Source organism: Planktothrix mougeotii LEGE 06226 (assembly GCF_015207485.1).
In the GTDB taxonomy this organism is placed as follows: domain Bacteria; phylum Cyanobacteriota; class Cyanobacteriia; order Cyanobacteriales; family Microcoleaceae; genus Planktothrix.
The window spans coordinates 90,101-115,972 of record NZ_JADEWU010000007.1 but is presented as its reverse complement, the minus strand read 5'-3'; the positions used below and the strand labels follow the sequence as shown (position 1 = coordinate 115,972).

General features: G+C 40.2%; 22 protein-coding genes. 17 read left to right on the top strand and 5 right to left on the bottom strand.

From position 1 onward, the window contains the following. Positions 1-148: 148 nt before the first annotated feature. A complete protein-coding gene (locus IQ236_RS05435) occupies positions 149-2,161 on the bottom strand; it encodes an ATP-binding protein (RefSeq protein WP_190516099.1) in 2,013 nt (670 codons plus the stop codon). Positions 2,162-2,654: 493 nt separating this feature from the next. On the opposite strand from IQ236_RS05435, the gene IQ236_RS05430 reads away from it, so the two are divergent. The 3 genes from IQ236_RS05430 (at position 2,655) to gmd (ending at position 6,217) form a co-directional block, all read left to right on the top strand. Beyond that, positions 2,655-3,803, top strand: coding sequence for a glycosyltransferase (locus IQ236_RS05430; RefSeq protein WP_193868315.1), 1,149 nt, complete (start codon positions 2,655-2,657; stop codon positions 3,801-3,803). Positions 3,804-4,043: 240 nt separating this feature from the next. After that, positions 4,044-4,778: a sugar transferase gene (locus IQ236_RS05425; RefSeq protein ID WP_190516096.1), complete on the top strand. Its 735-nt coding sequence runs from the start codon at positions 4,044-4,046 to the stop codon at positions 4,776-4,778. Between the two features lie 410 nt (positions 4,779-5,188). Further along, entirely contained in the window at positions 5,189-6,217 is a 1,029-nt protein-coding gene (gene gmd / locus IQ236_RS05420) for a GDP-mannose 4,6-dehydratase (protein ID WP_190516094.1), read from the top strand. Positions 6,218-6,240: 23 nt separating this feature from the next. Here gmd and IQ236_RS05415 read toward each other — a convergent pair whose 3' ends face one another. Then, entirely contained in the window at positions 6,241-7,455 is a 1,215-nt protein-coding gene (locus IQ236_RS05415) for an RNA-guided endonuclease InsQ/TnpB family protein (protein ID WP_193868314.1), read from the bottom strand. Between the two features lie 139 nt (positions 7,456-7,594). Between IQ236_RS05415 and IQ236_RS05410 the strand changes: the two genes are divergently transcribed. Next, a complete protein-coding gene (locus tag IQ236_RS05410) occupies positions 7,595-8,539 on the top strand; it encodes a GDP-L-fucose synthase family protein (protein WP_193868313.1) in 945 nt (314 codons plus the stop codon). Between the two features lie 62 nt (positions 8,540-8,601). Here the strand turns inward: IQ236_RS05410 and IQ236_RS05405 are convergent, their stop codons facing one another. Next, entirely contained in the window at positions 8,602-9,885 is a 1,284-nt protein-coding gene (locus IQ236_RS05405) for a valine--pyruvate transaminase (RefSeq protein ID WP_193868312.1), read from the bottom strand. A gap of 192 nt (positions 9,886-10,077) precedes the next feature. Here IQ236_RS05405 and IQ236_RS05400 point away from each other — a divergent pair, with 192 nt between their 5' ends. The 5 genes from IQ236_RS05400 to IQ236_RS05380 all read left to right on the top strand — a co-directional run bounded on the left by IQ236_RS05400 (position 10,078) and on the right by IQ236_RS05380 (position 14,423). Continuing rightward, positions 10,078-10,920 (top strand): Tab2/Atab2 family RNA-binding protein, encoded by an 843-nt coding sequence (locus IQ236_RS05400; protein ID WP_193868342.1) that lies wholly within the window; start codon positions 10,078-10,080, stop codon positions 10,918-10,920. 230 nt (positions 10,921-11,150) lie between these two features. After that, on the top strand, positions 11,151-11,915 hold the full coding sequence (locus IQ236_RS05395) for an Rpn family recombination-promoting nuclease/putative transposase (protein WP_193868311.1): 765 nt from the start codon (positions 11,151-11,153) through the stop codon (positions 11,913-11,915). A gap of 149 nt (positions 11,916-12,064) precedes the next feature. Next, on the top strand, positions 12,065-12,289 hold the full coding sequence (locus tag IQ236_RS27605; RefSeq protein WP_228041428.1) for an RpnC/YadD family protein: 225 nt from the start codon (positions 12,065-12,067) through the stop codon (positions 12,287-12,289). A 194-nt stretch (positions 12,290-12,483) separates the two neighbouring features. Continuing rightward, the gene (locus tag IQ236_RS05385) at positions 12,484-13,614 is read left to right on the top strand and encodes a histidinol-phosphate transaminase (RefSeq protein WP_193868310.1); all 1,131 of its coding nucleotides are present in this window, start codon (positions 12,484-12,486) and stop codon (positions 13,612-13,614) included. A 26-nt stretch (positions 13,615-13,640) separates the two neighbouring features. Next, entirely contained in the window at positions 13,641-14,423 is a 783-nt protein-coding gene (locus IQ236_RS05380) for an ABC transporter permease (RefSeq protein WP_190516316.1), read from the top strand. Positions 14,424-14,446: 23 nt separating this feature from the next. Here IQ236_RS05380 and IQ236_RS05375 read toward each other — a convergent pair whose 3' ends face one another. Continuing rightward, positions 14,447-17,914, bottom strand: coding sequence for a hybrid sensor histidine kinase/response regulator (locus IQ236_RS05375; protein ID WP_193868309.1), 3,468 nt, complete (start codon positions 17,912-17,914; stop codon positions 14,447-14,449). An 853-nt stretch (positions 17,915-18,767) separates the two neighbouring features. Between IQ236_RS05375 and IQ236_RS05370 the strand changes: the two genes are divergently transcribed. Together IQ236_RS05370 and IQ236_RS05365 are read left to right on the top strand one after the other, a co-directional pair. Continuing rightward, entirely contained in the window at positions 18,768-19,853 is a 1,086-nt protein-coding gene (locus IQ236_RS05370) for a hypothetical protein (protein ID WP_193868308.1), read from the top strand. Positions 19,854-20,022: 169 nt separating this feature from the next. Beyond that, complete coding sequence (locus IQ236_RS05365; protein ID WP_193868307.1) at positions 20,023-20,202, top strand: hypothetical protein; 180 nt, start codon at positions 20,023-20,025, stop codon at positions 20,200-20,202. Between the two features lie 88 nt (positions 20,203-20,290). Here the strand turns inward: IQ236_RS05365 and IQ236_RS05360 are convergent, their stop codons facing one another. Further along, positions 20,291-21,301, bottom strand: coding sequence for a DnaJ C-terminal domain-containing protein (locus IQ236_RS05360; protein ID WP_193868306.1), 1,011 nt, complete (start codon positions 21,299-21,301; stop codon positions 20,291-20,293). Between the two features lie 365 nt (positions 21,302-21,666). Between IQ236_RS05360 and ccsB the strand changes: the two genes are divergently transcribed. The 6 genes from ccsB (at position 21,667) to IQ236_RS05330 (ending at position 25,786) form a co-directional block, all read left to right on the top strand. Further along, complete coding sequence (gene ccsB, locus IQ236_RS05355; protein WP_193868305.1) at positions 21,667-22,701, top strand: c-type cytochrome biogenesis protein CcsB; 1,035 nt, start codon at positions 21,667-21,669, stop codon at positions 22,699-22,701. Between the two features lie 61 nt (positions 22,702-22,762). Next, on the top strand, positions 22,763-23,128 hold the full coding sequence (locus IQ236_RS05350; protein ID WP_190516072.1) for a KGK domain-containing protein: 366 nt from the start codon (positions 22,763-22,765) through the stop codon (positions 23,126-23,128). A gap of 305 nt (positions 23,129-23,433) precedes the next feature. Beyond that, positions 23,434-24,432: an RNA polymerase sigma factor, RpoD/SigA family gene (locus IQ236_RS05345; protein ID WP_193868304.1), complete on the top strand. Its 999-nt coding sequence runs from the start codon at positions 23,434-23,436 to the stop codon at positions 24,430-24,432. Positions 24,433-24,531: 99 nt separating this feature from the next. Next, positions 24,532-25,020, top strand: a complete 489-nt coding sequence (locus IQ236_RS05340) for a GNAT family N-acetyltransferase (protein ID WP_193868303.1) — start codon at positions 24,532-24,534, stop codon at positions 25,018-25,020. A gap of 87 nt (positions 25,021-25,107) precedes the next feature. After that, positions 25,108-25,314, top strand: coding sequence for a glycogen debranching protein (locus IQ236_RS05335; RefSeq protein WP_193868302.1), 207 nt, complete (start codon positions 25,108-25,110; stop codon positions 25,312-25,314). 250 nt (positions 25,315-25,564) lie between these two features. Continuing rightward, positions 25,565-25,786: a hypothetical protein gene (locus IQ236_RS05330; RefSeq protein ID WP_193868301.1), complete on the top strand. Its 222-nt coding sequence runs from the start codon at positions 25,565-25,567 to the stop codon at positions 25,784-25,786. The last annotated feature ends 86 nt before the right edge of the window (positions 25,787-25,872 follow it).

Genomic DNA, 25,872 nt, shown 5'->3' with positions numbered 1-25,872 from the left:
AAAGGGGAGATGGATTGAATGGGTTTGCCGCTTGGACTGGGATGCGTTTCCTTTAGGGAACATCCTAAGCAAGATCCATCCAATACTCTCTTCCTTTAAACTAACACTAAATCAAGAAAACGTGGCAATTTCAGGTTATTCTTTATTTTTACGATAGACCGGGGAGGGAAGTAGGCAGATAAACCGTAAAGGTAGAACCAACTCCCAGTTGGCTAGATACTTTAATTTGTCCTCCCATCATTTTGCAGAAATGGTGGGTTACCGTTAAGCCTAAACCGGTTCCGCCATATTGACGACTAAAGGAATTATCCACTTGGGTAAAAGCTTGAAATAACGTTTGCTGTTGTTCTAAAGAAATCCCTATTCCGGTGTCACTCACTTGAAAACAAATCCAGTCTAAGTCGCCATTGTGTTCTCGGTTTAACGTCAGGGTAACTTTCCCCTTTTGGGTGAATTTTAAGGCATTACTGAGCAAATTATAAAAAATTTGTCGGATTTTACCCATATCTCCCTCCATCAGATCTAAATTGTTTTTACAACAAATTTGAATTGTATTTTGATTTTGATCCGCTAGAGGTTGTAAGGTTGTCACCACGTCATGAATTAAACTAGCGACTTCAAAGGTTTCCACATTCAGAGGCATTCGCCCCGATTCTACTTTACATAAATCCAAGATTTCATTAATCATGGTGAGTAAATGGGAACCCGACTGACGAATTTTTTGTACATCGGGTAATAAATCATGAATCTCACGATCTAAGACTTCTTCAAGTAATAAATCACTAAACCCAATAATAGCGTGTAACGGTGTCCTTAACTCATGACTCATATTTGCTAAAAATGTACTTTTGGCTTGGTTAGCAGTTTGAGCTTGATCTAAAGCGGTTTGTAAAATCGATTCAACCTTCAACCGTTCAATCATTTCAGTTCGCAATTGTTGAATTGCATCTTGTAATTCTGTCGTGCGTTTTTTAACTCTAATTTCTAATTCTGCCTTGACTTGGGCTAAGGCTTGTTCCGCTTTTCGGCGTTCAAATCGTTCAATGGCTAAGGCAACTAAATTCGCTAAGGAATCAATAAAGGTTCGATCTTCAAGATTACATTTCTGTTGATTACTGGGATATTCTACACAGATAAACCCAATAATTTTTCCCCCCAACCAAATCGGTACATCTAAACGGTTTCTCTGGGAATAGGGAAGATCCTTCAGGTAAGATTCAGATGATGAATCGAAAGAAAATAAACGATCAGCAGAAAAAGGTGCAGGTTGAGGATTAATCTGAGTTGAACAATGGGGAAAACAAGGATTAACGAGGGATAAATCCTCCGGGGAATGGTGATGGTTTTGACGTTCATACAAATCTAAACAAATCCAATCTAAACCTGGCTTTTCTATCCCAGATTCAACGTTAAATTCAGGAATGAATTCAGGAGATTGTTCGGTTTTTAAAATAGCATAACGAATGCTACTATTAAGCCAAACACTGACGCGATCTACTTCTAATGTATTGGCTGCGGTTTCAGTAATTTGGCGAATGGCAATATCCAGATGATCACAATTGCGGGTTTGTTCTCGACTTAAATCCCGCAGGGCAACATTTTGACGATGTAGGCGTTCTGTACTGACTTGTAGGGTTTGTTCCGCTTGTTTTCGTTCTGTAATATCATGGAAAATCGAGAGTATCGCTCGTTCTCCTTGAAACAGTAAAATTTGGAAAGAACCCATCACCCAAAAAGGGGTTCCGTTCAGTTTTTTGACTTGCAGTTCATAGTTATGAATATAGCCTTCCGCTATGACTTTTTCAATTAATTTTTGCCGATCTAAAGGAATAAGATAAAAGTCAAGGGTTTTGAGGGTTTTGATTTGCTTCAGCGAAAAACAAAATAAATTACTGGACATGACATTGGCATATAAGATTAAGCCATCGGATAAGCGACTAATAATAATTGGAATAGGAGTGGCTTCTGCGATCGCTTCAAAGATTTCTCGCCGTTCTAATGGAGTTTCAGAAGTGTCCATAGACGGGGAGGATTTGTGTTTTTGTTTGTCATGCCAGACTTTCAGATCAATAGTTGTATTTTTCCAGGTTTCAAGGTCTGGGAATAGGGAATTGGCGTGACCCGTAAAAGATTCTTGGGAAAGTTTTTCTTCTAGCATCATTCAAGAGTTTCAAGATTGAATTGGGGGTTTAAAAAAAGACTCATGAACTGGTTGTTTTGCTGACAGCTAGGACAGGGAAATAGACCAGTAACTAACGAGACAGCATCAATCCAATATCCTCTGGGTTATACCAAATCTGAGCGGGAAGGAAAAAGCGACTTATACTTAAAGCAGAATACCACCCATCACAGAATTGTTATTTAGGGCTAACCCTCTGAATAGAAGCTAGACCCATTTTATGCCAACACCCATTAACTTTGAGGGCAGAATTCACTGATATCGCCATCCCTATTTCCCCTGCACCCTGAATGACTTTGATAATTCTGAACAGTTTAGAATAAGATAACCTATATTGGGTGAATTAGGATTAAGGTTTTCCCGGAAAAGATCAAAATTTTTTGATCAGGAGTTAAACGCCGGACATTAACATATTTCTCGAATTCCCAAGCTGTGCGATATTGATTCTTGCACTCTCTTGGATTAGATATTTGCTGTGTCGTTAAGCTATGCACTGGTTCATGAATGGTTAACACCCTTGGCGACGGGTGGTTCAGAACTCGTTGTGCAGGAAATTCTCAACCATATTGAAGCGGATGTTTACGCGCTGATTGATTTTGAATCGACAAACCCTGACAGCTATTTGTATCAACGTACCATTGGTACAACCTTTCTTCAACAGTTTCCCCTGGCGCGTTCTGGGGTGCAGAAATATTTGCCTTTACTTCCCCTGGCCATTGAACAACTCGATGTCCGAGATTATGATGTGATCCTCTCCTCTTCCCATGCCGTTGCTAAAGGGGTGCTGACCAGTCCCCATCAACTGCATCTGTGTTACTGCCATACCCCGATGCGCTACGCCTGGGATTTAACCTTTGACTATCTCAACAGTAGTTTAGCGGGAAAGGGGCTACAAGGGGTGTTAACGCGCTATCTCCTGCATCGTTTGCGGCAGTGGGATGTCATCTCAGCGAACCGAGTGGATTATTTTATTGCCAATTCTAAACATACGGCTCGACGGATTTGGCGGTGTTATCGGCGGCCAGCCACCGTGATTTACCCCCCGGTGCAGGTAGAACGATTTTGTTTTCAGCCGCAAAAACAAGACTTTTACTTAACCGTTTGTCGTTTGGTAAGTTATAAAAAAATCTCATTGATTGTGCAAGCGTTCAATCGTCTCGGATACCCTTTAGTGGTGATTGGCACCGGCCCCGATTTAAAGGCGATTCAACAACTGGCAAAACCCAATGTTCAGGTCTTAGGATGGCAATCCAATGAAGTCGTAGACCAGTATATGAGGGATGCTAAAGCCTTTGTCTACGCCTCCTGTGAGGATTTTGGCATGGCCTTAGTAGAAGCTCAAGCCTGTGGTACTCCTGTGATTGCCTACGGTGCGGGAGGTGCTTTGGAAACGGTGCGAGATCTGCGACAATATCCAGATTCGGCAACGGGTTTACTGTTTTGTGCCCAAACCGAGGAGGCATTGGTAGAGGCTGTAGAAGCGTTTGAGCAGTCTAGGGGAAAGTTTAACCCTGATATGGCTCGATTAAACGCCTCTGGGTTCAACCCGAAACAATTCCAAGAGCATTATTTGGGATTCGTGGAGCATTGCTTACAACAATTTCAATCGGGAAATATCAGCTAAAATGCCAATTGATTTCGGATATTGAAAATAGGTTTCCCAAAGCAGAGGGTTTAAAATCAAGGAATTCTTTTAACAGTGGATTAAAATTTGGGCTATATTCCCCTTTTCCACTGGAGTTTTCCCCTTCTGTCAAGAACGATTTTTTATCCGAATTTTGACGAACTAAAGCCGAATTACCTATATTGGGTGTCTTGAGGCTTTATGATCAGGACTGTGTGTGGTGTGAATTGAAGGAGTAAGATGACTGCCAATAGCCAACTCATCTTTGGTAAGGGACTTCGGCGTGGGTTCACAAGGCGGGGTGTTTTGCCCTTAGCCCATCGGGCGATGCCTCAACCCCTGTCTCGACAGCGTTTAGACGAGGAGTTTTTTAAGAGATCCTTTGATATTGTCTTTTCCCTGTCTGTTCTGATTTTGTTTGCTCCGGTTTACATAATTTTGGCTCTGCTGATTGCGTTAAGCTCACCAGGGTCAGTTTTTTATGTCCAAGAGCGAGTCGGGAAAAACCGGAAATTGTTCGGTTGTATTAAATTCAGAACAATGGTGAGTAATGCCGATGAAATGTTAGTACAAATGATGGAAACCCATCCCCATTTGCGGGAAGAATTTCACAATAATTTCAAACTCAAACATGATCCTAGAATTACTTGGATAGGTCGGTTTTTACGGGTGACAAGTTTAGATGAATTTCCCCAATTTTGGAATGTTTTAATGGGGGATATGAGTGTAGTTGGCCCTAGACCTTTAGTGGTTGAAGAACTACATAAATATGGTCGTCACATGGATAAAATTTTGACCATTAAACCCGGAATTACTGGACTATGGCAAGTTTCAGGACGCAATGATATTCCCTATCCTCGTCGCGTTCAGATGGATTTATACTATGTCAATTTTAAGAATTTCTGGACGGATTTATGGATAGTCATCAAAACCATTGGTGTTGTGATTTTTCCTAAAAATAATGGAGCTTATTAGGTTCAGAAAAAATACAAGATTCCTAGCTCAATTGAATCTTGTTTTATTTTTCTTTGAATTTTCAAACCTAGAATTTGATAAACCCCCTAAACCTTGTACATCAAGAGTTGAGGGGTTTCATTTTGAGCTAACTAGCCGATAAGCTCAAATTGGGATGAGGATTCTCCGGTAACTGAACAAGCCTGATAGAGTAGGGATTGGAATTAACTTGAATTAAACTGAATATCAGGTTAATTTGGTGATGGGTACTGATCCAAGACTGACCAGTCTGCAAGATCAGGTTGATTGATTCACGGACTGAATTGCTGATCAGGTTCTGGGGTGCAAAAAAGACAGACTTCTCCCCGTTAATTGTTATGTACAATTAAACCAGGGAATATTAACCTACAAGACCATAAGGAATACTATAAATGACGGAACGGAAAAGAGCCTTAATTACAGGAATTACGGGTCAAGATGGCTCATACCTGAGTGAATTGTTACTCGAAAAAGGCTATGAAGTTCATGGAATTATTCGTCGCTCTTCTAGCTTTAATACTGACCGCATTGACCATATTTATAAAGATCCTCATAACCTGGAGGCGCGGTTATTTCTACATTACGGAGATTTAACCGATGGCACAACTTTACGCCGAATTCTCGAAGAAGTTAAACCCGTAGAAATTTATAACCTTGGCGCTCAATCCCATGTTCGGGTCAGTTTTGATTCCCCTGAATATACTGTTGATACGGTTGGAATGGGGGTTTTACGTTTATTAGAAGCAATTCGAGACTATCAACACCGTACCGGAATCGAAGTCCGTTTTTATCAAGCGGGTTCTTCAGAAATGTTTGGGAAAGTATTAGAAATTCCCCAAAAAGAAACGACACCTTTCTATCCCCGCAGCCCCTACGCCTGTGCTAAAGTTTATGGACATTGGCAAACTGTAAACTATCGAGAATCCTACGGTTTATTTGCCTGTAACGGAATTTTATTTAACCATGAAAGTCCCCGGCGTGGCCCTACCTTTGTGACCCGTAAAATTACCCGCGCCGTCGCTCGAATTGTTAAAGGAAAACAAAAGGAAATCTATTTGGGAAATCTCGACTCAAAACGAGATTGGGGCTATGCTAAAGATTATGTTCGAGCCATGTGGCTGATGCTCCAACATTCTGAACCGGATGATTATGTGGTAGCAACTAATGAAACCCATTCGATTCGGGAATTCCTCGATATTGCCTTTGGACACGTTAATTTAGATTGGCAAAATTATGTCAAATTTGATCAACGCTATTTACGTCCTGCGGAAGTAGATATTTTAATTGGTGACCCGGCTAAAGCTAAAGAAAAATTAGGATGGGAACCCAGTGTTACCTTTGAAGAATTGGTTAAATTAATGGTAGATTCTGATCTCAAAGCGTTGGAGGAAACTCAAGAACCTACCCATCAATTTGATTAATAACTGATTTGACACTCCCCAGCCTAAAGGCGTGGGGATTCTTTGTTCACAGAGCCAACTTGCTCAAACAGGATTTCTCCAGCCAGAGTAGAGGTCAATTCTCCCAAAGCGTTGCTTGCATCTAGCGCAAGAGTTCCCGTATGCCCTACGGTACTCAATCCTCGACTCAGGATATTTCTAGCTGCGTTTTCATCTCTATCCATTACGCAACCACATTGACAAACGTGTGTCCTAGTGGATAGTGTTTTCTTAACAATTTCACCGCAACTAGAGCATTCTTGGCTGGTATATTGCGGATTGATCGCCACCGTGACTCTTTCAAATACTTTACCAAAATATTCGATCCAGATCCGAAACTGATACCAGGATGCGTCATTAATAGACTTAGCTAAACAATGATTTTTTACCAGATTTTTAATTCTCAAATCTTCGTAAGCTATCAAGTCGTTAGACTGAACTACGCACCGTGCTAATTTCACAGCATGGTCTTTACGTTGCCTACTTATTTTGAGGTGGCGTTTCCCTAAAATCTGTCTAGCTTTGCCTCGATTTTTTGAACCTTTGACTTTTCTGGAAATCCGACGTTGTGAACGTTTAAGAACCTTTTCCCCTTGACGCAAAAAATTAGGGTTCTCAACCATTACACCATTAGAGTCGGTGTAGTATTCCTTCAAACCCATATCTAATCCGATGGTATTTCCAGAAGGCTTTGTATTTTCTTTCCGGTCAACATCGACACAGAATTGAACATACACACCGTCTGCACGTTTTACTAACCTCACCCGTTTTATTTGGCTAATTTGGTAAAAGTGTAAGTCGCGTGTGCCTTTTAACTTGAGTTTACCAATATTTTTTTTATCGGTAAACTTTATTGATTTTCTGTCATCTGCCAGTTTCCAACCCGTTGATTTATACTCAACAGAACGGCAGTTTTTCTGGAATTGGGGATATCCTTTTTTACCAGGAATTGACTTTTTGCAGTTCTCGTAAAAACGGGAAATAGCAGACCAGGCTCGTTCGGCGCTAGATTGTCTAGCTTGAGAGTTTAGTTCATTAGCAAACGGAAAATTCTTAGCCAGCACGGCGCAATATTTGTTGAGATCATACTTATCTATTTTTTTGTTGTCCATCCAATAGCGTAAACAGCTATTGCGAACAAATTGTGCTGTACGAATCGCTTCATTTACTGCTTCAATCTGACTGGCTTTTCCGTAAGCTTTGAACTCAAACACTAACATCGCCTTACCTCCGGCCGGATTTCTTATGCTATATCTTTGGGCACAAGATTGGTTGACATTGCAACAAAGGTTTACAATTAAAGCCTAACTAGAAGTTAGGGGTTTTAAACCGAATTTTCTGATAATAGAGGCGAAATTCATGAGTCCACTGGATTTAACAAATAAACGGATTCTGGTAACAGGAGGTGCGGGGTTTTTAGGGCGTCAAGTGGTGGCTCAACTGCATCAAGCAGGTGCTGATCCAAACCAGATTATGATCCCTCGTTCTAAAGATTATAATTTGTGTACATTAGACGCTTGCCAAAAAGTGGTTCAGGATCAAGATATTGTGATTCATTTGGCGGCACACGTTGGCGGCATTGGTTTGAATTTAGTCAAACCGGCTGAATTGTTCTACGATAACTTGATGATGGGGACTCAATTAATTGAAAGTGCCTATCGTGCAGGGGTAGAAAAGTTTGTTTGTGTGGGAACCATTTGCGCCTATCCTAAGTTTACGCCTGTTCCTTTTAAAGAAGATGATCTGTGGGACGGTTATCCTGAAGAAACCAATGCACCCTATGGAATTGCTAAAAAAGCATTATTGGTGCAATTACAAGCTTATCGTCAACAATATGGTTTCAATGGAATTTATCTGTTACCCGTGAATTTATACGGCCCAGAAGATAATTTTGATCCCAAAAGTTCCCATGTAATTCCGGCATTAATTCGCAAGGTTTATGAAGCTCAACAACGGGGAGATAAAACCCTCCCGGTTTGGGGAGATGGCAGTCCCAGCCGCGAATTTCTATATTCAACGGATGCAGCACGGGGAATTGTTATGGCTACTCAATTGTACAATGAACCCGATCCTGTTAATTTAGGAACTAATCACGAAGTCAAAATTAAAGACTTAGTAGAAACGATTTGTGAATTGATGGGATTTGAGGGAGAAATTGTCTGGGAAACGGATAAACCCAATGGTCAACCTCGGCGTTGTTTAGATACAACCAGAGCGAAAGAAAAATTCGGGTTTATGGCAGAAGTTGGCTTTAAAGAAGGGTTAAAAAATACCATTGATTGGTATCGTCAACACGCTGAATAAGGTTTTAAAAAGTAACGATTAGGGTGTTTCATCTCAAGTGACACACCCTTTTTTTATGCTCATTAAATAGAAATTACTACGGATTTATAAACCTGTTCAACCACTGTTGCTAACCGCTTCATACCTTCGGTAATCTCTTCATCCGTTGCCGTTAAACTAATGCGAAGACATTGGTTTTTATGGCTCCATTCTCCTTGTAAACCCGGGAAAAATGAACTACCAGGAACTACAATTAAACCGACTTCTTTTAACTGTTGATAAAGTTCCCAATCCGTCATCGGTAAATCTTTAAACCACATCCAGGCAAAAATTGCGCCTTCCCCTCGATGTAAAAACCAAGGTAAATTGTTAGGCATGGCTTGATTTAATGCCGTTTCAACAACGGTGAATTTCTGCTGATAATAAGGACGAATCACCTCAGTAGCAATTTCTGATAATGCTCCAGACCCAATGGCGCGAGCGGCAATGGCTTGTCCATAACGAGGGGAATGAATACACATATTAGTTTGAAATGCTTCTAATACCTGAATTGTGCTTTCATTCCCGATGGCAATTCCTAATCGTTCCCCCGGTAAACCCGCTTTTGATAAACTAATACAATGAATAATATTCTCTCCAAAAACCGGTTTCATTTCCGTAAAATTCAACGCTGGAAAGGGGGGAGCATAGGCCGAATCAATAAATACAGGAACCTCAAAAGGTGCGGCTAATGCTGCAATTTTTTTGACTTCTGCTTCCGTTAAAACATTACCACTGGGATTACAGGGACGGGAGAAAACAACACACCCAGTCGTTTCATCAATCGTTAATTGACTAAAATCAGGACGATATTTAAAATAATGATTAGCTTCATCAATATCTAAGGCAGGTTGATAGGAAAAAACTGCTTCAGGAATTAAACTCACACCTCCATATCCGGTATAATCAGGACTTAAAGGTAAAACAACTTTTTTCAATTTACCTTCGGTGGTATATCCCCCAAAGGCATTAGCAGCATAGAAATAAATCGACTGACTCCCCGGTGTAATTAATACATTACGATCCGTTAAATTTAACCCATAACGAGAGTTAAAATCCTCAACAATAACATCAATAAAAGGTTGATATCCCTGACTCGAACCATACCGACAAACCACTTCTCCATATTCTGGACTCGATAGCAATTGTTCCGTACAATCTCGCCAAAGTTGTTCAACTTCTGGCAAAATTACCGGATTTCCCGCACTTAAATTAATAAAATCTTTACCTTTTCCCGATCTTAACGTTTCAATAATATCTTTCATAATGGCACGAACCCCGGTTAAACGAGACATCCGTTCACCAAATTGTGTCAATGCAGGATTCATAGTTCTATAACCCAATTAATTAACATTATCCACCTGTTATCAGGAGGCCGTCGGCAGAATCATAACCAGAAATCAATACCCAAAACCTCAGCAATGGAATCTGATGCCTGTTAATCCTCATTTGATCAATCTTAACCTTAGAATTGAAAATACAGAATAGTTTCAATCAGAATGTTACGGGTTTTTGTGTCTATGTTGATCTGGCAAGCTGATTTTTATCGTCGTCCCCTGAAGGATACCAGTGGGCAACCCCTTTGGGAGTTATTAGTCTGTGATCAGACTCGCCAAGTTGAGTTTATAGCGATGTGTCCTCAATCGCAAGCGAATTCGACTTGGTTAATTGAACAGTTACAGCAAGCAATTGTAATCCGAAAACCGGAGCGAATTCAAGTCTTTCGTCCCCAGTCTTTTAGTTTATTAGAAATGGCTGGTAAAGCATTAGGAATTGTCGTCGAACCTGCTCGAAATACTATCGCCTTAAAACAGTGGTTAGAGGAACGTTCAAAATCCTATTCTGAGTTGGAAAATTATACGGGGGAACTTTATAATCCTGTGAAATTAGATCAACCTCCCCCTTTACCTTTACCGGAAAATTTATGGGGCGATCGCTGGCGATTTGCTAACCTATCTGCGGGAAATTTGCAAGCGTTTTTTGCCGATCGTCCGATTCCAATTTTACAAATGCCGGATGAATTTTTACCGTTAAATTTAGGATTAGCATCTGTAGTTGCCATTCCGGGAATTGTGATTGATGGAGGTAAAAAATCGATGCAGTTGGCGCGATGGTTAGCGGAAATTCAACCTTTTTCTTGCAATTATATGGCGGGTTCACCCGATGGATTAATTTTAGAATCTGGCTTAGTTGATCGGTGGGTTGTGGCAACCTTTGAAGATTCGGAAGTTACGGAAGCAGCTAAAACCTTTGAAGTTAGAAAACAGTTAGCTAAAGGATTACATTTTTTATTAGTTCAACCGGATGATTCGGGGATGACTTTTAGTGGATTTTGGTTATTAAAAGGGGAAATAAAAAAATAAAGTTAATAGGAGAAATCGGGTTTCTTTAAGAAACCCGATTTCTGAATAGTCTACAGTTTAACTTCTACAATACCATGCACTCGTAATCTTCAACGAAGTCACCCACGAGCATTAAAATTTGTTTGGCAGCCATAAGATAAATTTAATTAGAAAAATCACTTTTCCCTTTATATTATAAATTGTTGATTGTAAAATGAATACGGCAGATGATTGGGGAGGGATAATCAAGGGTGTTTGACAGTATTTGCAAGTTTCTGGCAGAAAACTATTCTCAAGATCTGGCGAGTTGGTTGTTGGGTTCTCCCGTTGCATTAACTGATTTGAGTCCCCAAGAGTTATCATTGGAACCCATTCGTGCTGATTCCCTGATCTTACTGCAATCAGATGATCTTGTCTTGCACACAGAATTTCAAACCGAACCCGATGCTAAAATCCCCTTTCGGATGTTAGATTATCGAGTAAGGGTCTATCGTCGTTTTCCTAACAAAGTCATGCGTCAGGTGGTGATTTATCTGGGTCAAACTAATTCCCCTTTAGTACAGGAAAATAGTTTTCGCCTAGAAAATACGTTTCATCAGTTTGAGGTAATTCGTCTTTGGGAACAACCCCCTGAAGGGTTTTTAAGTGTAACAGGACTGTTACCCTTTGCGGTACTGAGTCAGACCGATGATCCGACAATGATATTAAGTCAAGTTGCTGAAGTGATTGGCAGAATTACAGATCAACAGGTTCAAAATAATCTTACTGCTGCTTCAGCAATTTTGGCAGGTTTAGTTTTAAATAAAGATACCGTGAAAAGAATTTTAAGGAGTGATCTTATGCGAAATTCAGTCATCTATCAAGAAATTCTACAAGAAGGGAAACGGGAAGGGAAACGGGAAGGGAAACTGGAAGCAAAGGAAGAAATTGCTTTAAATTTATTGCGAATGGGTTTGAGTTTAGAGCAAGTTGTTCAGGTAACAGGATTAAGTCTTGAAGAGGTTCAATCTTTGTAAAATGCTTTAGTATTCTTGTCAGTGATATCGAGAATTTATGTATTGTTCAAGAAACCCGATTTTTGCATAATCTCGTGGCTGCTTCGACAATTTTGGCGAGTTTAGTTTTAAATAAAGATACCGTAAAAAGACTTTTAAGGAGTGATCTTATGCGAAATTCAGTCATCTATCAAGAAATTCTACAAGAAGGGAGATTGCAAGGGAGACTGGAAGCGAAATTGGAAGCAAAATTGGAAGGGAGACAGGAAGCAAAATTGGAAGGGAGACAGGAAGCAAAGGAAGAAATTGCTTTAAATTTATTGCGGATGGGTTTGAGTTTAGAGCAAGTTATTCAAGCAACTGGATTAAGTCTCGAAGAGATTCAATCTTTGTAAATTAGCTTTGACAGCATTAATAATGGATGAATGGAGGTGAGCAAGATGCAAATTTATTCTATTGAATAACGATAACGAGTAGTTAGGCAAAAATCAGGATCTAAAAATATTGTTTTTGGATGTTATTTTAGCCTAAATTAAGAGATAATAGAGTTTGTGTGAACTTCAGAAAAAATTACGATCACGTCAACGCCATGCTGTCTTTTCTTCGCAACGATCTCAACCAAATTCGCGCCTATACTCCTCACCCTGGAGGGAGTTCCGGTAGTCCGGTCGAAACTGAAGTTTTAGATCGCTTAGATACTAATGAATGTCCCTATGATTTACCCGAAGCATTAAAACAAAAGCTGGCGTGGACGTATCAACATGAAATTGAAACAAATCGTTATCCTGATGGCAGCCATTTCCCGTTAAAACTAGCGATCGCCAGTTATATTAATGAAATCATTTCTAATGCTGAAGCCTGTGTTAATCCAGAGCAAATTTCTGTGGGGAATGGGTCAGATGAATTAATTCGCTCTATCTTAATTGCCACTTGTTTAGGGGGAGAAGGCTCAATTTTAGTGGCTAATCCTACCTTTTCCATGTATGGAATCATTGCTCAAACTTTAGGGATTCCAGTTGTGAGCGTGGGACGGAATGAAGACACATTTGAAATGGATTTAAAAGCTGCTCAAACGGCGATTAAAACCACACAAAACCCTCCCATTCGAGTTGTATTTGTGGTTCATCCTAATTCCCCAACGGCTAATGCTTTAACAGAAGATGAATTAGATTGGTTAAGAAGTTTACCCAAACATATTTTAGTGGTTATTGATGAAGCTTATTTTGAGTTTAGTCAAACCAGCGTTGTCGAGGAGTTAAAACAACATCCCAATTGGGTGATTTTACGCACTTTTTCTAAGGCTTTTCGCTTGGCTTCATTACGCGCTGGATATGCGATCGCTCATCCTGAATTGATCACCGCATTAGAAAAAGTTCGTCTCCCCTATAATCTCCCCAGCTTCACACAAACCGCAGCGTTATTAGCTTTAAACCACCGTCAAGATTTACTAGCCGTTATTCCTGAAATATTAGGAGAACGGACTCGTTTAATTAACGCTTTAGCTCAAAATAAACAATTAAAGCTTTGGCGAAGTGATGCTAATTTTATTTATATTAGACTCAGCGATGAACACAATTCTGAAGCTGCCTTAAACGAGATCATGCAACAATTAAAAGCCAAAGGAACATTAGTCCGTCACACCGGAGAAGGACTGCGAATTACCATTGGTCGTCCTGATGAAAATCAACGCACCATTGAACGGTTATTTTCGATTTTATAGGGACAAGGGAACAACAGGAAGTTATGATCCAACGCTATTTGAAAATTTTAACCTTATTTTGGGAAACTGCGATCGCGGCAGAACTAGAATATCGGGTAAATTTTTTAATTTCTGCTATCACTAGCTTAGGAAGTTTAATTGGCAGTATGTTTAGCCTGTTTCTATTTTATAGAACCGGCTATAGTTTTGAAGGATGGAGTTGGGAAGAAGCCTTAATTGTTCTGGGAATTTTTACAATTTTACAAGGAATTTCTACAACACTATTAGTTCCCAATTTAAACAGAATTGTTACCCATGTTCAAGATGGAACCTTAGATTTTGTCTTACTTAAACCCCTCAGTAGTCAATTTTGGCTATCCACCCGAATGATTTCTCCTTGGGGAACCCCGGATCTAATTTTTGGTTGTTCAATTGTTGTCTATGAAGGCAATAAACTCGGCTTAACGGTCAGAGATTATCTCGATAGTTTATTGCCTTTATCTTTTGGCATTATGAGTTTATATAGTATCTGGTTTATCTTAGGAGCAACCAGTATTTGGTTTGTTAAAATTTATAATGTCACCGAGGTATTACGGGGATTATTAGAAGCCGGACGATATCCAATGGTCGCTTATCCAATGGCTTATCGGTTCTTTTTTACGTTTATTGTTCCCGTCGCATTTTTAACAACAATTCCCGCCGAATCTATTTTAGGGCGAACTCAAATCTCCTGGGTGATGGGTTCAGGATTATTAGCTTTAGCACTATTAATATTTTCGGCAAAGTTTTGGGAATTTGCTTTAAAATTCTATACCAGCGCATCGAGTTAATTTCCAATGATAACCCCGCTTTATTATCCAATAATTCCAACTAAATTGGCAACTGTAAACAATAATTCATGGGATTCTACAGGTTTTGCCAAATGAGCGTGAAATCCTGCTGAGAATGCTGCTGTGCGGTCTTCAGCTTTGGCATAAGCCGTCAACGCTAAAGCCGGAATTTGACCACCTTCTTCTGGGGGTAATAAACGAATTCGACGTAATAAAGAATAACCGTCTCCTTGAGGCATTCCAATATCACTCACTAAGATATGAAATGGAGATGTACTACTGTTGTCTTTTAATAAATTAAATGCTTCTTCAGCACTACCTGCCGTCACCACATTTGCCCCACAATTTTGTAAAATATGAGCCACTAAATCACGAGCATCAACTTCATCATCAACAACTAATACCCGTATCTCTTTTAATTTTAAACAACTTTCTAGGATCAAATCATTGTCACTGAGAAAATCTTGAAAATCATCATTTTCTTCTAATAACTCTGATGTCATAAAAGGTAACTTGACCGTAAAGGTTGTACCCTGTCCTAACCCTGGACTATCAACGCTAACAGTTCCCCCATGCAGTTCAACTAAATGGCGCACAATAGCTAATCCTAATCCTAATCCCCCTTGTTTGCGAGTAATAGAACCATCAGCTTGTCGAAAACGTTCAAACACAAAAGGTAAAAAATCTGGACTAATTCCTTGTCCTGTATCACTAACTTGAATTTCTCCATATTCTACCTTTTCAAATCCTTCTGAAAACGACCTATTCCGTTGAGTTAGAGCATCTAAACAAGAACAGAAATTTTTCTCTTGAAACTTACCGAGTCGCACTTCAATTTTTCCGCCTTCTGAGCTAAATTTCACCGCATTTGTGAGTAGATTCCAAATCACTTGCTGTAAACGATTGCTATCCCCCATCACAATCCCAATATTAGATTGAAGAGAAACATGAATCTTAATATTTTTCGCCTCCGCCGCCGGACGTACTGTGTCAATGGCGGCTTCAATAATCGGAATTAAAGAAGTTGGAGCCAAACTTAAATGTAATTTTCCACTCATAATTCGAGAGACATCTAATAAATCCTCAATGAGTTGAGCTAAAGAACGGGTATTGCGGTTAATTGTTTCTGTAGCTCGATTAAAAGTTTCTGGATCTAAATGTTTCGACATTAATAGTTGTGTCCATCCCAACATGGCATTCAACGGTGTCCGCAATTCATGGGAAAGGGTTGCTAAAAATTCATCTTTGAGGCGGTTTGCTTCCGCTAACTCTTCCGCACGGGTGCGGAGTTGAGCTTCTAATTGTTTACGGTTGGTAATATCGCGTAAAGCCGTTACTTGAACTTGACGCCCTTTATAAACATGGGGACGACCGATAATTTCTAAATTAAATTTTATCCCATCTTTTTTTAAGCCAACGGCTTCAACGGGAGCTTCTAAATTCTTCTGAAGATTGTGTAAAATTAAAGTTTGACTATCGGGAGTGACAAAATCTAAAAAAGACGATCCAATCATGTTTTCTAAACAGCAATCAAACATAATGGCTGCCCCTTGATTAGCATCTAAAATCATCCCATTTTCATGAATAATAATTCCATCAAACGTCGTTTCAATTAACGTTCTAAACCGAGCTTCACTTTCTTGTAATTCTTCTTCTGCGTGTTTTCGTTCTGTAATATCTTCATAGATAAAAACCACTTCCCGAATTTGACCAATTTCATCCCGCACCGGATAAATATAAGCTTGTACCCAACGTTGAGCATAGCTATAACGAGAGAATCCTGGGAAGGTTTTATGGGGATCATACAAAATCGGAGGAATGGTCACCGATTCCCCAGCAAATCCCCGTTTAATATAAGAGATAATTCCTTTTTCAATGAATTGTTGATCATTAAAAAGATTGTAATCTTTGATATTTTCTCCTTTAATTCCCCACAAATCTTCCCAGGCTCGGTTGACACGCTGAACAGAACCGTCTACCGATAAAATTAAAATACTCAAGGGAGATTGTTCAACCATCGTTCGATATTGCACTTCTGAACGACGTAATAAAGCTTCCGCTTGACGGCTTTCTGTGCGGTCAATCGCCACCCCCCCGACTAACGGCTGTCCGTAAGCATCCCAAATCGGAAATTGATAAACTAAAAATTCTCCCATCGTGCCATCCCGCCTAGGGATAGACTGAATCACTTCTAAAACACGTTTTTCTGAAGCAACAATAGAAATACAATCGAGGAATTCTGAAGCTAAGTGGGGAGGAAATAGATCAACAACTGTTGTTCCTAAAGCGTCCTGGGAAATATTAAAGGTTTGAGTATAACTTTTACTAAAATATAACATTCGACCTGGGCGATCGCAAATCCAGGCGATGGCTGGACTATAATCCATAAAAGCTTGAAATCGGGCTTCACTATCTCGCAACGCTTTTTCGGATTTTCTTAATTCTGTTGCCGTTTTTTCAGCAATGCCTCGGGCTTGAATTTGCGATCGCATTAATCCAAATAAAATAATACCAACTAAACTCCCCGACAAGGCAATATAGGGAGCAATCAAACGTTGAGAATTAAAATCCAGTTCCGGGCGAGACGTATATTTAATTGTCCAAGTTTGTCCAGCAATCGAGATCATTTTCCGTCGCTCAAATCGAGGTTCAAATCCGAAGAGACGCTCAGAAGTAGAATCATACAGAAGATGGGCTGGGGTAATCGCTAAACCATCATAAATTTCAAAATCAATCAAAGACTCTTGATTACTCCCGAAAAGTCCTTGCATCAAGTCTCCCATCCGAAATGGACTATAGATAAATCCCAGTAATTTCTGCCGTCTTTCTGCTACCGTTGGCGGAATAGAATTGCCTTGATAAATGGGGAAATAGATTAAAAAACCCGCTTGTTTTTTCTGGTCAATTTCTTGGCGAAGAATGACTCGACCGGATGCGATGGGTAGACCCGCATCACGAGCACGTTCCATCGCCTTACGACGCACAGGTTCGCTAAACATATCAAAACCAATAGCGGCTTGGTTTCGTTGATCTAAGGGTTCAAGGTAGATAATGGCATGATATTCGGGGCGAGGATAATCAGGATAAGGCGCAAAGTTGGAACTCCCTTCCTGTCGCATTCGGTCAATTAATTGATCTTTTTCCAAGGGCGAAAACCGAATGCTAAACCCAATTCCTTGAATACCGCGATATTCCTCACGCAGTTGTAACCGTTCCATGTAGGCGCGAAACTCTTCTCGGTCTACAGTCTCTTGAGCCGCAAATAATCCACTTCCTGCCCGTAGTAAAGCTATATAGGTTTTAACATGATCTCGGATTAAATTTTCTGTACGTTGAATAGAAGAGTCAAATCGCAACCGATCTTGAGCACGCGCCGTAGATTCTACATAATAGGTTGCCAGTGCTGTCAGCAGCAATGTGCTTAACAGAACAACATACGGAACAATCTGCCGATTGGGTGACAAGAACTTATAGAGCCATTTACGCTTCATAGAGGCATCATCGAACGTCTGATGATTAGTAACACAGGTAGACAATGAGTGATCTGGGCTATTTCAATTATTACTCTTTCTGAGCGGATCAGACTTACATCGACTATTTTGATTGTCATGCAGGCTTGGCTGTAATGTCACCTTGATTTAACAAATACTTAGATTTTCTACCCGCAGACAGATCGGATAGCATTGTTAATTTCTCCAGGGAACAGGGAACCGAGATAATACTTCTGGCTGTTTCAGGTCAGTTGTAAATGATTACAATCTATTTGGGATTGCTATAGGTGCTTATTTTTAAAGGCTAATTCTGTTTTTTATTATTCTCTATTTCTTAAAAAAAAGTGTAGGGGGGAATCGAAGCTCAGATTGATGGGAACTTCGATCTTATCTACTTCCGCCCCTACTTACAAACCCGCTACCACATCTTCCAACAGGGATGCTACCGGATTGAGTCTACATCTGGCTCCTGTGAGTCACTTAAGGAGATTAAGTTCTAACCCAGAAATTCCTTAAGTGCATAGGACACATCTCTCTGCTACTGTGTGCCCATTATCTCAATGAAACTAGAGGTTTGAAAATCGATAAAGTTAACAAGTTACATCTGTAAAATTACTGATCCTTGTACATTGGGAGCAAAAATACACAAAATGTGTATTTTGTCAATATAGATAAATGGGTGTTTTTGTAGACAAAATCTGAAGATGACACAAAAAATGTAGCCAATATTTTCAAAATTGTATTCAAAAAGTCATGCTGTAACTCTCCATCCCCAAAATTTCCTGAATCTGTAGGCCAGCCACAGGAAAGATCGGGTTAAAGATTCCTCTGAAGCGTTTAGCTTTCTTCTGCTATGAGAGTTCATCCTCGATTCATTGCTCTACTCAGTGTTTTATGTTTACTTCCGGCTGAACCCCTCTATGGCTTTCCCCTCCAAGCAAACAACAATTCAGTTCCTGTTGCTCAGTTTGTAAATCCCTCTAATTCTTTGGCTCCTGAGTTTCCAATATCCCTTGCGGGTTTGGTCAAACAAAAAGCTATGGAACTTACCGGTGTCCCTGCATCAAGTGTCACCCTCCTGAATGCAGAACGTCGCATCTGGCCTAATGGCTGTTTAGGTCTTTCCTTTCCCGACATCGCCTGTTCCCAAAGCCAAGTGGAAGGCTGGTTAGTTACCGTTAAGAGTGGCGAAAAAGGTTTACTGTTTCGCACGGATAACCGAGGGAATACAATTTATCTGGAAAATGGTTTAAGTGTTTTACCTGTTTCTGTACAAGAAGCCGTATTAAAAACCGCACAGTCCCAGTCAGGAATTCCCCGGAATCAACTTCAAATTATTCAAGCCAATTCTCGTCTTTGGGATGGATGTTTAGGCATTTATCAACCCCATCAAATGTGTCCTCAAATTGCAATTATGGGTTGGCAAATCACCGTCAGAGGTAGGGGTCAACGTTGGATTTACCATACAAATCAGGATGGGTTTCAAGTCCGACTTTATAGCACCACGACTCAAGGTAATAATAATATTGGAACCCTGCAACCGATTCCCTTTAGTCCCAGTGAAGTCTCTCCTTCCTTACCCAGAGGTGCTGTATTTCAGACGATTTCTTCTGGGGGAATTACGGGAGGTTTGTCTAAAGTAACGTTGTGGTCAGATGGATGGATTACGTCCCAACAACTAAACGGAGGTCAACCTTCTGTGATCCAAAGGAATTGGATTCCACCCCAAGAAGTCCAGGCTTTCCAAAGACTGCTGACTACACAACAGCTAACTCAATATCATCGTCTCAGTTTTCCCGCGCCTTCGGGAGCCGCTGATTTCATCACCGTAACCTTAGTGGGACAAGCCACCGTAACCCGCTATGCCGATTTAAACGTTCAATTTCTCCCCCAACCCTTACGCACTATTATTACCGCTTGGGAACAGATTCAAAACTGAAGGTAAATGATTGGTAGTTTCTTTCCCCAAACGTCTTTCAATCCTTAACAGTTTGTTTACAAAACTTTGCACAACTGTTAAAAAAATTGTCATTTTTGTAACAAAATTTCGACAAAGGATAAAGTGGAATTAAAAAAGAAATAGAAAAGTTTGGGGAGTAAAACCAACAATGTTTATCAATCTTCACTGGAGGAAACCTTTTTCTCATCCACACCTAGAAAAACCGACCCAAGAAACGCCGATTTTGACCCAGACCCAAAGCAAAAGCCTCGCCAAAAAAGGACAATTAGTGGCGCGTTGGGTGAAGGATGAAAATTCTCGGCTTTCTTGCCAATGGGTGAATGAGTAGTTTTATCGTCCAAAAACATTCAACAATTTATGCAAGTTCACAGTATTAACCGATCAGGACACCATGCTTCTGATCGGTTTAAACATTTTTAGAGTTTCATTTCTTTCAAGCTGCTGCGGGGATTAAACGTTCGAGTTGCACGAATTTTTTCATAATATTCTCGTTCATTAGAATTAAGTTCTTTAGGCGGAACAACAACAATTTTAACTAATTGATCCGTGCGTCCTCCTCCCTTGGGTTTTGGCCATCCTTTGCCCCGCAATCGCAAAGACTGTCCTGAACGAATTCCCGGTGGAATATTCATCGTTACCATCCCATCGGGTGTGGGAACTTCAACAGAGGTTCCTAACGCTACTTCATCCGGGGTTAAAGGTAGTTCACAAACCAAATTTTCCCCGTCAAATTGGAAAAAAGGATGGGGTTGTAGTTCCACTTTCAGGTATAAATCCCCCCGTTGTTGGGTGTAGGGGTCGAGTTGACCTTGACCGCGAACCCTAATTTTACTCCCCGGTTTGACTCCCGCCGGAATCGTGACTTCCCCGGTTCCATAACGTTTTTGGGTTCCATGAAAGGCTTCACTGAGGGAGAGCGTTACAATCGCTTCGGAATCAGCAACAGCAGAGGGATTGCGACTATTAAATCCAGAGGAAAAATCATTATAAGCACCCCCTCCAAATCCCGAAGGATTTCCGGGTTGGGTACGATAGGAATAACTGCGACTGCTACTGGCTCCAGGTCTTGGCCCTCCACCCCCACGGCCTAAAAGAGCATTAATAAATTCATCAAAACTGTTAAATTGGCTAAAGTCAAATCCGCTAAAATCTACGTTGGAACCCGCCCCACCGGGCCATCCAGTACCTCCGGCTTGATTCCAATATTGACCAAATTGATCGTATTTTCCCCGTTTATCAGTGTCGGACAAAACTTCATAAGCTTCGTTGACTTCTTTAAAACTAGCCTCAGCCTGTTTATTCCCTGGATTCATATCCGGGTGATATTTACGGGCGAGTTTACGGTAGGCTTTTTTAATATCATCAGCCGTTGCCACTTTGTCCAATCCTAAAATCGAGTAGTAGTCTTTATAGTCAGTCCCAGGCATTCTTCCCCTCTCCTCAATACAGTGATCCTGAAGCCAGTTGTTTTATGATTAATATTCTTTAAATATAGTTCAGCAGATTAATTTCCTAAGCTGATCCTGATCTCAATTTAGGGGTTTAATCAGGCTGGATTTCCCTACACTCAACATCCCCTATCTCAGTGCTGCTCAATCTTTCTTACAAGGTATCAAGGTTTTTAAGACAATTGGGTTCGGTTGTTGCTGATGGAATCAGCGCAATGTCCGAACTTTACGAAATTAGGATCTCGACGGAAACATCACCCAAGATCGCCAGGAATCGGTAGGATCAGTAGAGATAGAGTTCTGAAAAAACTCGGTAATTCATACCGTTACTAGGAGAATCGTTCATGAGTCTGGTTATACTCCAGAATGGATTAGATAATATATCCTTTGCCATTTTATTTGCCACCCTATTGTTGTATTGGGTGGGGGCTGCATTTCCTAATATTCCTTATCTGTGGGCGTTGGGAACCGCAGGAATGGCGATCGCTAATCTTTCGATTGCGGCTTTATTGGGAGCGAGATGGATTGAGGCGGGTTACTTTCCTATTAGTAATTTATATGAATCGCTATTTTTCCTAACGTGGGGTATTACAACGATTCATCTGATTGCTGAAAATATGAGTCGTAGCCGTTTAGTGGGAGTTGTAACTTCTCCTGTGGCGATGGCAATTGTAGCCTTTGCCGCTTTAAAATTACCGCCCCAAATGCGCGTGGCTGAACCGTTAGTACCCGCCTTAAAATCTAACTGGTTAATGATGCACGTCAGCGTCATGATGTTAAGTTATGCCACTTTAATGGTCGGTTCTTTGTTAGCGATCGCCTTTTTAATTCTGACACGGGGACAGGAGGTTGAATTAAGTGGTAGTTCACTGGGAACGCGCATTTCTCGAAATCATCAAAAACCGGTTACTAATTTAGTCACCTATTCTTCGTCCACGGTTACAGAGTCGAACCCCACACCAGGGTTAACAACGAATGGAAATGGTACAACGGCTGTCCTAGAAGCGGTTAAACTCACACAGACTCTTCCCTCTGTTCAACCCCTGTCTCCACAACGATTAACGTTAGTGGAAACGATTGACAATATTAGTTATCGGATTATTGGATTAGGATTTCCGCTTTTAACCATTGGGATTATCGCTGGGGCTGTTTGGGCAAATGAAGCTTGGGGTTCTTATTGGAGTTGGGACCCCAAAGAAACCTGGGCATTAATTACTTGGTTAGTATTCGCCGCTTATTTACACGCCCGCATTACTCGCGGTTGGCAAGGACGCAAACCTGCTATTTTAGCAGCCACAGGATTCGTCGTGGTGTGGGTGTGCTATTTAGGAGTTAATCTATTAGGAAAAGGGTTACATTCCTACGGTTGGTTCTTCTAAATGAATCGATCCCTTTTGAGGGTAATTCCCTTGTACAAAAGACAATTTACAGGACATAGAAATGAGCGATTCAACTTATATTCTCAATGATGATGATGTGATTAATACCAGTGAAAGTGCCTTGATGTTTCAATGCACATTTAAAGCTAGTGAATTTTTGTCTATTATGGAATCTAAGTTAGAGGAGGAAAATTTATTTAAGGAAGGAATCGAGTGTCAACTGTTGCGTCCTGGTAAATCTTGGCAAACCGGGAAGTTTCGGATTCGTTTAGAATTTTGCCCCGATGAACCCGATGCAGAACCGAAAGGTATTCCCACCTCGGAATTTACTTCCCCCCCAACAACTCCTACTGTTCCGTCTGACTCTGATGCGGATATTCCTCCTTTTGTTCCTCGACCCACTAAGAGTGTAGGAATGTGGAGTTAAGCAGTGGGGTTATTCCTCTAAAATTTTCTGAATTTTATTAAGGCTCATGGTTCAAAGTTCAAGAAATTGGATTTTGAATTTTGAGCTTTGAGTTTTGGGATAAAAATACCTGACTCCTATCTGCTGACTTCTGTAGAGATCAGATCGATTCTCCCAGTCTTTTGAGAGAGTCTTCTATAATGGAACCAACTTAAAGTAGTCATAGATGGGATTTCCTTGTCTTCTGATCTGACAGAAGATTTTGACGATAGGGAAAACTGCAAGCGAACTGTTCAAATTTAGATCGTCAACTGGAGGATATAACCATGAATCCACAGAATTCGACGTTTTTTCCGATTACAGAAACCACTGTAGCGGGAGATGACGCAATTGCTGCATTATTTAAACGCATGGCGCGTTATCCTTTACTTAAACCCAATGAAGAAATAGAACTCGGTCGTCATATTCAAACCCTGGTTAAAATTGAAGAATTACAAACTCGACTGACCCTGGAATTAGGGTACTTACCTCCTCCCGCAGAACTAGCCACATTTCTAGGAATTACGGAAACAGAACTCAAACATCAATTAAAATTAGGAACGGCGGCTAAAAGTCGGATGATTAGTTCTAATTTACGATTAGTCGTTTCTATTGCTAAACGTTATATTAATCGAGGGGTTCCGTTTTTAGATTTAATTCAAGAAGGGGCTTTAGGACTCAATCGCGCTACGGAGAAATTTGATCCTGATAAAGGATATAAATTTTCCACTTATGCGTATTGGTGGATTCGTCAAGGGATTACCCGAACGATTGCTAATCAAGGACGCACCATTCGATTACCTGTTCATGTTGTTGAACAATTGAATAAATTGAAGATAGCTTACCGAGATTTAAAGCGATCGCTTCAACGAAAACCGACAGAAGAAGAATTAGCAGAAGCTGTTGCGATTACCCCCCAACAAATTCGGGTTCTTGAACAAGTTCATCGGAAATCTCTGTCTTTAAATCACCGAATTGGGACTGAAGAAAACTCCGAATTAATGGATATTTTAGAAGATCAAGAAACTCAAACTCCTGAAGCTCAAATGAATGAAATGATGATGCGTCAGGATTTATTAGAAGTTTTAGCAACCGTTTTAACGGAACGAGAAAAAGATGTTTTAGCACTGCGATTTGGATTAACCACCGGAGTTCCTTATACCTTAGAAGAAGTTAGTGGTCTTTATGATCTTTCACGGGAACGAGTGCGACAAATTCAAGCCAGAGCCATGCGAAAGTTACGCCGTCCTCATATTGCAGAAAGGCTAAAAGGTTGGATTAAATAATTTTTTCCGGTATGATGGGTTGGAATTGTTGTATACTGACAAAAATATAACAACCTAAACGTAAATTCTGTTGTCATTATCAACTATTCAACATTGAATATGTCTAAATCAGCCATTTTAAGACCAGCAACCCTTGAGGATATTCCGGTTTTATTCCAACTGATTCAAGCTTTGGCTGAATACGAAAACTTATCCCATGAAGTGAGTGGAAGTGTAGAAAACTTAAAACAGCATTTATTGGGTTCTCCATCCTATATAGAAGCAATCTTAGCTGAAGTTGAAGGAAAAGCCGTTGGTTTTGCCTTGTTTTTTCATAACTATTCTACGTTTTTAACCCAACCTGGAATTTATTTAGAAGATTTATTTGTACTTCCTGAATATCGTCGTCAAGGGATTGGTAAAGCATTAATCACTCATGTAGCAGAATTAGCCGTATCCAGAGGGTGTGGACGTTTAGAATGGTCTGTTTTAGATTGGAATCAACCCGCTATTGATTTTTATGAAAAAATAGGCGCGAAAATTTTACCTGACTGGCGCATTTGTCGGGTCACTGGAGCTTCTTTAGCAGCATTGGGAAATCGAAAATAATCTGTCCTTTTTAGTTTTTTGAGCCTTGGGCTTGAATGTTGATAAAATAAAATTCATTAATGGGTATTGAGTGAGGAGAAAATTACAATGACGATTTGGGTAAATGAACAACTTGATCCAATGGGAATCGTCTATTCTTGTATTGCTTGTTGTGATGAGAAGCAAGCTCAAGATTGCCATGAGTCCTTTCAAAGAAATTTAACAGAAATTCAAAAACAACAAGGCTGGGTTGCTATTCTGAGAACCGTTGAATCTTGGGATGATGTTCCTGTCAGTGCCTTAAAATTAAATTAAGTTTGTATAGGTGATTGAGATCACAGCCTGATCTCCCAAAAATCACAATTGCTATTGAAGTTTAATCACCTCTTTGAAGCCAAAATTCTGAAATAATAATTGTAAAGTTTAAAAGTTCAAGGCCCCCAGTTAATAGTTCTCATCGAATTACAGGCTAAAACTCTACGGAATTACCTCTAAAGCTGTGGAGTTTTTCAAATTCTCAATTCTCCATCATCATATCAATTCAGTTATCCCAACTAACCGGATCATGGAAGCACCTATTTGTTTAATTGAGTCCGCACTCAGCGAATTGTTCGTTAAAGTTCATGAAACAGGCCAGATCACATTAGCGGATCGCTATGGGTTATTGGCTGCAATTTTTGATGAGAGTTTAACGGAAGAGGAATTGCGATCGCTCAGTCGAATTTATCGGTCTATTGTTCGCAAACAAATTGAAGTGGTGGATGAAATCTCTAGCCTTCAAGAGTAAACACTCACAAACCGAGTTTCTAACCAGAAGGTAAGCTAACACCAACAACCCTGCTTGAGAAACCCGGTTTCTAACTCATTGACTCA